General features: G+C 43.8%; 10 protein-coding genes. 7 read left to right on the top strand and 3 right to left on the bottom strand.

Annotated elements, in window-relative coordinates; translation table 11 throughout:
* From F6K57_RS08835 to F6K57_RS08810, 6 genes are all read left to right on the top strand, one after another.
* On the top strand, nt 1-861 hold an 861-nt coding region (locus F6K57_RS08835; protein ID WP_293066663.1), incomplete at its 5' end, for a methyl-accepting chemotaxis protein.
* Between the two features lie 358 nt (nt 862-1219).
* Nucleotides 1220-1366, top strand: a complete 147-nt coding sequence (locus tag F6K57_RS08830; RefSeq protein WP_293066660.1) for a hypothetical protein — start codon at nt 1220-1222, stop codon at nt 1364-1366.
* The gene (locus F6K57_RS08825; RefSeq protein ID WP_293066657.1) at nt 1332-3365 is read left to right on the top strand and encodes an Hpt domain-containing protein; all 2034 of its coding nucleotides are present in this window, start codon (nt 1332-1334) and stop codon (nt 3363-3365) included. The genes F6K57_RS08830 and F6K57_RS08825 overlap by 35 nt, the downstream gene beginning before the upstream one ends.
* Nucleotides 3366-4032: 667 nt before the next feature.
* Nucleotides 4033-4236 (top strand): hypothetical protein, encoded by a 204-nt coding sequence (locus F6K57_RS08820; RefSeq protein ID WP_293022230.1) that lies wholly within the window; start codon nt 4033-4035, stop codon nt 4234-4236.
* Between the two features lie 193 nt (nt 4237-4429).
* Nucleotides 4430-4882, top strand: coding sequence for a helix-turn-helix domain-containing protein (locus tag F6K57_RS08815; RefSeq protein WP_071102586.1), 453 nt, complete (start codon nt 4430-4432; stop codon nt 4880-4882).
* Complete coding sequence (locus F6K57_RS08810) at nt 4842-5027, top strand: hypothetical protein (RefSeq protein ID WP_293036872.1); 186 nt, start codon at nt 4842-4844, stop codon at nt 5025-5027. Before F6K57_RS08815 ends, F6K57_RS08810 begins: the two co-directional genes overlap by 41 nt.
* 239 nt (nt 5028-5266) lie before the next feature.
* On the opposite strand, the gene F6K57_RS08805 is transcribed toward F6K57_RS08810, so the two are convergent.
* The 3 genes from F6K57_RS08805 to F6K57_RS08795 all read right to left on the bottom strand — a co-directional run bounded on the left by F6K57_RS08805 (nt 5267) and on the right by F6K57_RS08795 (nt 9340).
* On the bottom strand, nt 5267-7126 hold the full coding sequence (locus F6K57_RS08805) for a TonB family protein (RefSeq protein WP_293066652.1): 1860 nt from the start codon (nt 7124-7126) through the stop codon (nt 5267-5269).
* Nucleotides 7127-7157: 31 nt separating this feature from the next.
* On the bottom strand, nt 7158-8387 hold the full coding sequence (locus F6K57_RS08800) for a transposase (protein WP_293066649.1): 1230 nt from the start codon (nt 8385-8387) through the stop codon (nt 7158-7160).
* 242 nt (nt 8388-8629) lie between these two features.
* Nucleotides 8630-9340 carry a precorrin-2 C(20)-methyltransferase gene (locus F6K57_RS08795; protein WP_293066646.1) on the bottom strand — a complete coding sequence of 237 codons (711 nt, stop codon included), beginning with the start codon at nt 9338-9340 and terminating at the stop codon, nt 8630-8632.
* 47 nt (nt 9341-9387) lie between these two features.
* Here F6K57_RS08795 and F6K57_RS08790 point away from each other — a divergent pair, with 47 nt between their 5' ends.
* Nucleotides 9388-10092 (top strand): lipase, encoded by a 705-nt coding sequence (locus F6K57_RS08790; protein WP_293036849.1) that lies wholly within the window; start codon nt 9388-9390, stop codon nt 10090-10092.
* Nucleotides 10093-10836: the final 744 nt, after the last annotated feature.

Here is a 10836-nt window from a genome sequence, read left to right as displayed (position 1 = left end):
TTGCTGCCACTGGCAATGGTAAGGTTACGCCAACTGGTGAATCTGATTAAGCAACTGGTTAATGGCATCTCCACCTCTAGTCAGGAAATGTTTTCTACCCTCGAACAGCAAGAACGCATTGCTGGTCAACAAGCTGCCTCGGTGAATGAAACCACCATCACCATGGATCAGCTCGAAGCGTCTTGCCGACAGTCCGCTGAGCAAGCCGATGCTGCCGCTATTGCTGCAAAGCAGGCACTTCAGCTCACTCAGAACGGTACCCAAGCAGTGGGGGAAACCCTCGACGGCATGTCTACCTTAGAAGAGAAGGTGGATGCGATCGCTAAACAGAGTATGCGTCTAAGTCAGCAAACCAATCAAATTGGTGACATCTCCGAGCTGGTTTCTCAATTGGCAAACCAAACCAATATGTTGGCACTGAATGCATCAGTAGAAGCCGTGCGTGCGGGAGAGCATGGTAAAGGCTTTGCAGTGGTTGCTGCAGAGATTCGTAAATTAGCAGACCAGAGTAAACAATCTGCCCAAAAGATTAATGTTTTAGTTTCTCAAATCCAGAACGAGATTAATTCAACGGTGATGGTGACGGATGAAGGAACTAAAACAGTAAAGACCGGAGTGCAAATCGCTCAAAAAACAGCTCAAGCTTTCACTGGGGTAGCAGATGCGGTCAACAATGTGGTGTTAAACAATCAACAAATTTCTCTGAATCTAAAGCAGCAAGTCGATGGCATTCAACAAGTTCTCCAAGCAATGAGCACTGTTAACAAGGGGGCAAAAGAAACTGTTATTGGCATCACTGAAAGTAGAGTGGGTACTGAGCAACTTAAGCAAGCTGCTGTGGAACTCAAGCGCATGGTTTAGTAAAGTTTAAACTCAGATATCTGTAAAGGTAGGGAACAGGGAATAGGGAATAGGGAACAGGGAATAGGGAATAGGGAATAGGGAATAGGGAATAGGGAATAGGGAATAGGGAATAGAAAACAGTAATAATATTTGATTATTACTTAAATAGATTCTTATTACTTCCGATATGATTTTTTTGGTACTGGTGCAAATTTAATTTAAATAAAAATAAGTGATATTTTTAATAGAGGAAGGAATATCGTGTTTTTTTTAAAAGTTATTTATTTCTGATTGTTTAAGTTAAATTAAATTATTTAACTTAAACAATTAAACTTGCTATAAAATAGTTAAGTAGTTTCTACAACTCCAAAAATTTATGTTCCCTGTTCCCTGTTCCCTGTTCCCTGCTCCCTGCTCCCTGTTCCCAGATCCGCTGTTCCCTAACATCCAAAAATTTGTACCTCACCTAATTGAAAAGTGCTGTAACCATGATAGAAGACGAAGAACTAAGAAATATTTATAAAATTACCAGCGAAGAACGTTTACAGAAATTAGAAATTGGTTTGCTGCATTTAGAAAAGTACCCACAAGACAACGCTACTTTGGAACAGTTACTGCGGGAAGCTCACAGCCTCAAAGGAGACTCCAGAATAGCGGGGATAGAGAATGTAGAAACCCTTATTCATGGTGTAGAAGACATTCTTGGCAGCATCAAACGTCAACAAACAGTTTTAACCCCACAGGTTAGCGATCGCCTTTATCAAGCCATAGATGCTATGGGTCTGCTGGTATATGAAGCAGTTACTGGTTCCGCAAGTGGTGTTGATACAGCACAGATGCTTGACTACTTGATGGCAACAGTTTCACAGCCATTGCAGCCAGACCAAGAAACTGTTCTAAAAAATGGCCATGTTTCCCAACCGGCATCAACTGTTATAGAAGATGAAGACTTGCGAGATATTTATAAAATTAGTAGCGAAGAACGTTTGGAGAAACTGGAAGTCGGTTTACTGCATTTAGAAAAGTACCCACAGGACAACGCTACCTTGGACAAGTTGCTGTGGGAAGCCCAAAGCCTCAAAGGAGACTCCAGAATAGCGGGGATAGAGAATGTAGAAACCCTCGCCCATGGTCTGGAAAACATTCTCGACAGCATAAAATGTGAACAGACCGTTTTCAGCCCACAGGTTAGCGATCGCATTTATCAAGCCATAGATGCCATGCGCCTCTTAGTATACGAAGCAGTTACTGGTTCTATCAGTGGGGTTGATATCGCCGAGATACTTGACCACTTGATCACAGCAGTTCCAGATATAGGTCAAGACCATTACTCACCCCCTGATGACTCACCCCCTCAAGTAGCTCAATGTGAACCAACTGAAGCAACTATTGAGGAGTCGCCACTATTACCGACTGTACCATTGCTTCCTAACAAAACTCCTTTAATAGTAACTCCAGAGGTTTCATCGAATCTTAGTGAACCCTACCGGATTGACACTATTCGGGTTCCAACGTCTTATCTTGATGCCTTAATAACACAAACCGGGGAACTAACAGTCACCAAAATTGGCATGGCTCATGCTATGGCTGAAATTGAGGAAGTGGCAACCCTATGGGAAGAGTGGAAAGCCTTTCATTGCCAAGAGCAATACCTGGATTCTTCATCCATAGGAACCAATTCCTATGTAAAACGCCTAGAACAAAAGATTAACTCTCTAAGAAGAGTAGCTGAAGAAAACACCACGAGACTAGACATCATTGCTGGGGAATTAGACGAAAAAATTCGCACCCTCCGGCTTCTCCCCCTCTTCACAGTGTTTCAGTTATTTCCCCGTATGGTAAGGGATTTAGCCAGACAACAATCAAAAGAGGTAGAATTAATCATCGAAGGAGGAGAAACCACTGCTGACAAACGCATCCTGGAAGAAATCAAAGACCCCTTGATGCACATGGTTCGTAACGCCATCGACCATGGCATTGAGACTCCCACTGAACGAGAAAAACTTGGCAAGTCTGCTGCGGCCACGATTTGGTTGAGGGGCTACCAAAGAACCAACACCATTGTTATTGAAGTAGTAGATGATGGACGAGGATTAGATATCGAGAAAATTAAGCAAACTGCTGTCCAGCGTGGACTCTGCACAAACGAAGAACTGGAACTAATGACTCCCAGACAGATTCACGCCCTGATCTTAGCTCCTGGCTTTTCAACCCGGACATTTATTACAGAAATTTCTGGCAGAGGAATCGGCTTAGATGTCCTACGCACGAAGGTTGAGCAGCTTAACGGCAATATCGAGATCGAATCAACCCCTGGTCTTGGATCTACCTTTCGCCTCCAGCTACGCACAACCCTGTCAACTGCTAATGTACTGCTGGTAGATGTTCAAGGGATTATCCATGGGCTACCGATTGAGTTTGTGGAAACGACTTTACTAGTTTCCCGGGAGCAAATATTTACGATTGAAGGTCGAGAAACCATCGCCTTAGAAGCAACCAAGCTTTGCTTCTTTGAAGGCTGAGCAGCATTACTACGACCGAATCTGGTTTACTCGTATTCGCTCGAAGCACTGCACCCCTTGATGACTGCCATTTTCCAAGATGTGTCAGGCAGTCAGCGTTGAATCTTTTTAAAATGCTACCCTGTCTTGATGCAATAGCGAGTGGTTTTGGCGCTGCGTGGGTCACCTGCGTCCGCACCTTCAAAGCCCCATGGGAACCCCCAAGAGCGCACTCCATAACGCTTTTATTGAAATTATTCAGAATTGCTGAAAGCACGGAATTCAAGACCCTGATTTATCCAGGGATAGCCAACTCGTCTTCCTGTGCGATTTCAGAACTATCAAGAAACTATAACTTATGACTTAGGAATTCATCAGTCGGAACTGATCAGGCAATTAACCATCCTGAAATCACAATTCTGAAGTCGTTTGACAGCCTAATTGCTCCCTGATGATGAGGAGATACACCAAAGGTTTTTTACGATTAACAGTATATTTACTAAATTTTTACATTGTCAAGCCAAATTATCATAGATCAGCCTTAAGACGTAAGTTTGGTTAAAAATACCTCAAAATTGTTGAAAAATTAATAAAATTAATATATAATTTATTTTGTAATTAATATTATTTAAATAGATAAAAAATAGCTACATAAACTAGCTAAAATAATTTAATTCAATGTAAATTTATGTCGGAACCTACCCCCAAGCCAGACACCTCTGAAATTAACGAGTGGCGCAGAAAAATCGAAATCGCTAACCACAACAACATTTTTGGCCACTGCCGGACTTGTGGCTATCAATGGGTAGATTCCTCAGTTGATAAAACCTGTCCTCAGTGTAGTAGTAATGATGTAGAACGTATCTCCTGCTGGCAGTTTCCCGATGAGTGAGTGAGCATAATCGGTGTTTGGAAGGGACAGGGAATGCGATCGCATCAAACTTGTCTCAAGTCCGACCGATAGCACACCTAAGGTCAATTTACAAAATTTTCCATAGCCTTCTCCTTTTCCTTAATCGGGGGTTGTCTTAATGCTTGCTTTTGCTTTATAATACAAGTATCGGAATAGTTTAGAATAAGAACTTATGAACAAGTGCGTTTGTACTACCGAAGCGGCATCTCTCCTAGGAATCTCTTCGAGACGATTGCGACAACTCCTAGAGAAGGGTCGCGTCCGGGGTGCTTATAAAAGTGGGAAATTCTGGATTATTCCTCTGTTCAACAATATGCCTCAAATCATTAAAGGCACTAGAGGACCAAAAGGCAAATGGCGTACCAGTCGTCCTCCGGCTCTAGCCAAGATTAATGTCAACCGCAATCACATTGGCTCGAATATCCACAAACGCCCGGAAGAGCGCAAGCCAGTGATTTCAGTAAAACGAAGTGGTAACAATTTATATGGCAACCAGGTAGAAATCCTCGGCCCATGTCGAATTACCTATCAGCCGGATAATCCACTGCCTTGTGGCGCTCGTCTATGGATTGAAACCTTCAGTGATGTCCACTTCATCGGTGGCAGTTTCCCTGCCAGTCGTTAATCGGGTTGAACGCGATGGACGTTCGCGTAGCGTCGGCTCTGCCGAGAGTCCCGCTTTCAGCGATCGCGTGGCCTATTGGCCAAGGTTGTCTCTCAGAATGCAGAATGCAGAATGCAGAATGCAGAATGTAGAATGTAGAATGTAGAAGGCAGAATGTAGAATGCAGAATGTAGAAGGCAGAATGGTTAATTCTTAATTCTAAATTCTTAATTCTTAATTCTAAATTCTTAATTCTAAATTCTAAATTCTTAATTCTAAATTCTTAATTCTTAATTCTTAATTCTTAATTCTTAATTCTAAATTCTAGAATTATTAATTCTTAATTCTAAAATAATGTTAATGCTCCATTGACCAACAACCCAGGCTTTAACTAACAGAAAGCTCTTATTTACATGACCTCGACGATGGTGTTGTAAAGGAGTCTATTCTGTTGCGCCTGCGAGCTGATCTAGATTTGAACTTGCATGCTTTATCCTCTTGTGAGTTTTGCTCTTCACTGGCTGCTGCTGCTGGAACGGATTCTTTCCCTGAGTTTTCATTAGTAGCTTGAGCTGGCTTGACTGGCACAGCTGTAGTGTTGGTAGTATTTTCCTGAGTCGGAGTATTTTCCTGAGTAGGAGTATTGTCCCGCACTGGTACTAACACCCTCCTGGGTTTAGGAGTATTTTCCTGAGTAGGAGTATTTTGCTGTACAGGCACTGCTCTAGGTTTAGGAGTATTTTCCTGAGTAGAGGTATTGTCCCGCACTGGTACTGACACCCTCCTGGGTTTAGGAGTATTTTCCTGAGTAGAGGTATTGTCCCGCACTGGTACTGTCACCCTCCTGGGTTTAGGAGTTGAGTCTTGGCTAGAGGTATTTTCCCGGACTGGTACTGACACCCTACTCGGTCTAGTGCTCGAATTTTCCCTAGCACTATTCGGTTTTACTGGAACTGATACTGTCCTATTGTTATCGGTAGAGTTATTGGAGTTATTGGTAGGAGTTTCTGGCTTAGGCACTACTATTACTGGGTTGTTGGCAGCAGCGTTTTCCCCACTAACAGTATTTGGCTTTGCTGGAACTGGCTGGTTAGCTGTTGACTCTTGGAAAACCGATAGACTAGGACAGTTGCCTTGATCATAGTCAAAGGCTACCTTGACCTGGTAGGGTTTTGTTGTACCACTTTGGTTGTTAAACTTGCGGAACTGAATATCTTCCAGTGCCTGCTGATTTAAAATGCCGTACCCTGCACTCTGAATCAGCTGTGCATTAGTCACTTCACCATCAGCACCTACTAAAATTCCGAAGACTGTTGTGCCTTCTAGTTTCTTAATACAAGCGTCTTTCGGATAAGTAGCACTAACTGTTATTGCTTCTGGTATGACTTCCTTTTTGGGTAAGGTATCTTTTACCAAAGCCATCCATTCTACCAGGTTTTTCCTAGCTTCCTCATCAGTGGTATTGGTTACATCTTTTTTCAGTTGCTTCCGCCGCATCCGCACTTGAGCTACTAAATTTTGCTCACGTTGTCGTGCGATCGCAACAGCACTAGAAGGTACTGGTTTAGTAGGCTCAGAAGGAGGAGGGGTGATGGAAAATTGTGGTGGTGGAGGAGGTGGAGTAACCGATACCGGTGGCTGTTGGTTAGGAACCTCTAATGGGTCAGGAATCTGGTTGCTAGAATTCCCAAATACTGGCAAGGAACCGGTCTGGAAGGAACCTGGATTCAAAGACTCTGTATCGAATTTGAACTGAGGTCGCGGTGGTGGGGCTGGTAGTGGTGTCCTGGGTTTTGGTGGTAGCTGGATCGGGAAAGACCCTCTGGTGATAATTGGTCTTTTGCGATTTAGCAGTGGTAAAGGATACTTACCAATTGTGGGTAAGGGTTTTATCGGTAGGGATCTCAGAGGTGGGGGTGTGGGAATTTTTTTCAGGGGCTTGAGAGGAGGTATTGAAGGTAGCGGTGGTGGAGGGGGTGGGAAAGCACTAAATAACGAAGGGATGGAGGGCTTTGCCGGAGTCTTGGCATTAGGTAGAGCTGGCAGGGTCAGTGGTGGTGCAGCAGACTTGGGCACACGGCTCAGTTGTTGAGGGCTTAACTCCAACACTTGCACCATTGAGTCTCCCTTAGGCTTTTGATTCTTCAACAAATCACCTAATATCGGTACGATTAGCATATGAACCCCCAGAGAAGCGGTAATAGAAATCACTAGGGGGTGACTCAGCATTTCTGGGATGTTTTTAATTAAAGAAGCATCAGACATGGCAGTTATTCTTGACGTATTTCCATAGTTGCTATTGACACTCCCCGGTCATTAGACGCGGGGATTCTTTAATCAACGACTCGACTTGCTGAACCTGGCCGGAACCAAGAACAGTAGAGGCCAAATCTCCTAAAGCGTTTAGGTCTGTGACCCAAGTTCCGGTGTGCCCCACCGTACTCAAAGCTCTTTTAAGGATGTTGATTGCGGCGTTGTGATCCCTATCTAGCTGACATCCACACTTACAGATGTGAGTCCTAGTCGATAGAGACTTTTTAACTATTTCGCCGCATCCGGAACAGTTTTGGCTAGTATAGGCGGGATTAACTGCGACAGTTACTTTTCCAAATTTAGTTCCAAAATGTTCCATCCATTTCCTGAATTGATACCAACCTGCGTCATTAATAGATTTGGCAAGACAAGGATTTTTTACTAGATTTTTAACTCTCAAGTCTTCGTAGGCGACCAGGTCGTTAGACCGGATTACGCAACGAGCCAGTCTCTTGGCATGTTCTTCACGCTGCCTACTTATCTTAAGGTGTGTCCTACCTAGCCTATTAATAGCTTTCTTCCGGTTAGCAGAGCCTTTCTTTTTTCGAGAAACCCGGCGTTGATGGAATTTAAGACGTTTTTCTACTGTTCTGTAAAAACGAGGATTGGGTTCAGTCTTTCCAGTGGAATCAGTATAGAAGTCTTTTAGCCCGACATCTAACCCAATGGCTGTACCAGTCGGATCTAATTCTTCTTTAATATCAGCTGAAACACAAAACTGGACATAGTAGCCATCAGCCCGGCGGACTATCCGAACTCGCTTTATTTGCTTCTTATCAAAACGCCACAATTCCCACGTTCCCTTCAACTTGAGCTTTCCAATCCCCTTTTTATCACTAAACGTAATTGACTTCTTGTCAGGGGAAAACTGCCACCCAGACTGTTTGTACTCCACTGAGCGACAGTTTTTTTGGAACTTAGGAAAACCTTTCTTTCCGGGTACTTTTTTCTTGCAGTTGTCAAAGAAACGAACGATTGATGACCATGCTCTCTCAGCACTAGATTGCCGAGCAGTAGAGTTCAACTCATTGGCAAAAGGAAAGTTTTTGGCAAGGACGGCGCTGTATTTGTTGAGGTCGAATTTATTAGCCCCTTTGTTGTCCATCCAGTACCTGAGACAGCTGTTGCGTATGAACTTAACTGTCCGGATTGCCTCATCAATAGCGGAGTATTGATGCCTTTTCCCCTTTGCCTTGAATTCTAAAACGATCACCAGTTTCGACCTCAACTTTCCTTTACTTTATTTTACAACACCCAGACTAAACTTTCGGATTATTTAGGAATATTTTTCTCACGGCGCGTCAAGCCGCTATTCGCTTTCATCCCCGGTCTAAAGACACGGGGTTGAAAGCGTTTATAATTTTATAAGAGTGATGGTCCTGGGCCTAGCTATAACAACTAAATCGATGGCTGAAACATTGCTATCTATTGGTTTGCTATCTATTGGTTTGCTATCTATTGGTTTACCTTAACAATTAGCAGAGAAAAATAGGGTAATGCCAAGTTAGGGCGATCGCATAAATTATGATAAATCACCTGCTCCGGTAGAGTTGCTCGTTCAACCACATAGGCATTTTCCAACAACTGATGTCGATGCAGCACTTGCCACACCTGCTGATAAACTGAACTGACTTTGAGCAAGACTACTACATCTGCCCAATCCAAAACCTTTTCCAGTTCCTCCACATTATAGAGAGCTGGTAGCACCACCAGCCGCTGATCACGAATGGTCAAGGGTAATCCTAAAACCGATGCTGTAGCCATGGGGGAAGATACCCCTGGTACAGTTTGAATCAGGCTTTGAGGATGTAACTGTTGTAGCTTCTGTGCCAAATAGGTAAATGTGCTGTAAAAGCTCACATCTCCTTCGCACACAAATGCTACATCTTGCCCTAATCCTAGATAATTCCAGACTTGCTCAGCAGCAACTTGCCATGCTTGGGTCAAGATAGCGGTATCCTGCACATATGGAAATGTCAAGGGTAACTGCACCTGATGATTCTCCAACCATTGAGCGACAATCTGTTGAGCCAGTCCTGGTTTTCCACGGACTCCAGTAGGAAAGGCTACTACTGGTGCCTGTTTCAATATACGTAGTGCTTTGAGGGTGATCAGGTCAGGATCCCCAGGACCAACACTTATACCATAAAGTGTACCTAGTTTCACAAAAGTTTAAAATTATCTATAAAATTTATATTAAATTAAAATTACCGATGCCATTACCAACTGTTATTTTACCGGGCTATTTTGCTAGCGCTAGTGAATACCGTGATTTAGAACAATCACTACAACAGCTAGGGATTGCCGCAACTACTGTACCAATACGCCAACAGGATTGGTTTCCTACCCTCGGTGGTCGCTCTGTGGTGCCAATTTTGCGAAAAATCGACCAAGCTGTTAAACAGCAGTTGGAGAAGCATAACACGTCAGAGATTAATTTAATCGGTCACTCTGCTGGTGGCTGGATTGCCAGGATATATCTAGGAGAAAAGCCTTACACTATTCATGGAGATGTTACTGATGACTCGGTAGGGTTATGGAATGCTCATTCCTATATCTCTACCTTAGTGACTCTGGGTACACCCCATCTCAGTCAGGAACGTTGGACTAAACGCAATCTTGATTTTGTGAATGATAACTATCCAGGGGCGTTTCACCAAGATGTCAATTATATTTGTGTTGCTGGTAAGGCAATTTATGGTAAGCGACGTTTAGGCAGTTGGTTGGCTTACAACAGTTACAAGCTCACTTGTGGAGAAGGGAATTGCTGGGGAGATGGGATTACTCCCATTGCTGCTGCTCATTTGGCTGGAGCGACTAATATTACTCTTGATGAAGTGCTACATTCTCCTAGGAGGAAAGGGCTTTGGTATGGTTCACCTGAGGTAAGGGAGGCTTGGGTGAAGTGTTTAGGTTGAAGGTTTCTTTGAAGGTTGAAGGTTTCTTTGGTTGAAGGTTGAAGGTTGAAGGCGTAGGGTGCGTTAGGGGCGGGCGAGCCATGATTTTTCGCCTCTTCGCCAGGGTTGGGATAGTCCGCACCGTAACGCACCATCAGAAGCTTGAAGGTTGAAGGCGTAGGGTGCGTTAGGGGCGGGCGAGCCATGATTTTTCGCTTCTTCGCCCCTTGTTGAAACAGCCCGCACCGTAACGCACCATCAGGTGAAACAGCTTTTAGGAGATGCACCCTATCCAGAACTTAATGCGTTCGCGTAGCGTAGCCCTTTGGGCTAATCGCTTTTAGCGGAAGCTTTGCTTCATCGCGTAGCGTGGCCAACGGCCAATCGCGTTTAGCGGTTCCTTCCCAGTATCGCAATGGTAGAAGTGGATTTCAGCTACAACAACCTATCCCTGGATATTTGTCTGGAACAGTCTGTAAGTTAAGAAACACAATCAATAGGGGTTTATTAAGAATTATTATCACTGTATTGACAATAACTGCTTATTCTAATAATGGACTTACGCAAAGCCCCCTAAATCCCCCAATTCTGGGGGACTTTGCCCCCCAATTCTGGGGGGCAAAACCAACTCAACTTCGTAAGTCCTATAATAACTAACTACAACTAAACTTCCCTCGTATAGGTGCGTTCGCGTAGCGTAGCCCTTTGGGCTAATCGCTTTTAGCGCAGCGAAGTTGATCACAAAAGCAGAACAGCGGCAGGGTT

Source organism: Moorena sp. SIO4A5, assembly GCF_010672005.1.
In the GTDB taxonomy this organism is placed as follows: domain Bacteria; phylum Cyanobacteriota; class Cyanobacteriia; order Cyanobacteriales; family Coleofasciculaceae; genus Moorena.
This window is presented reverse-complemented; position numbering and strand designations above follow the sequence as displayed.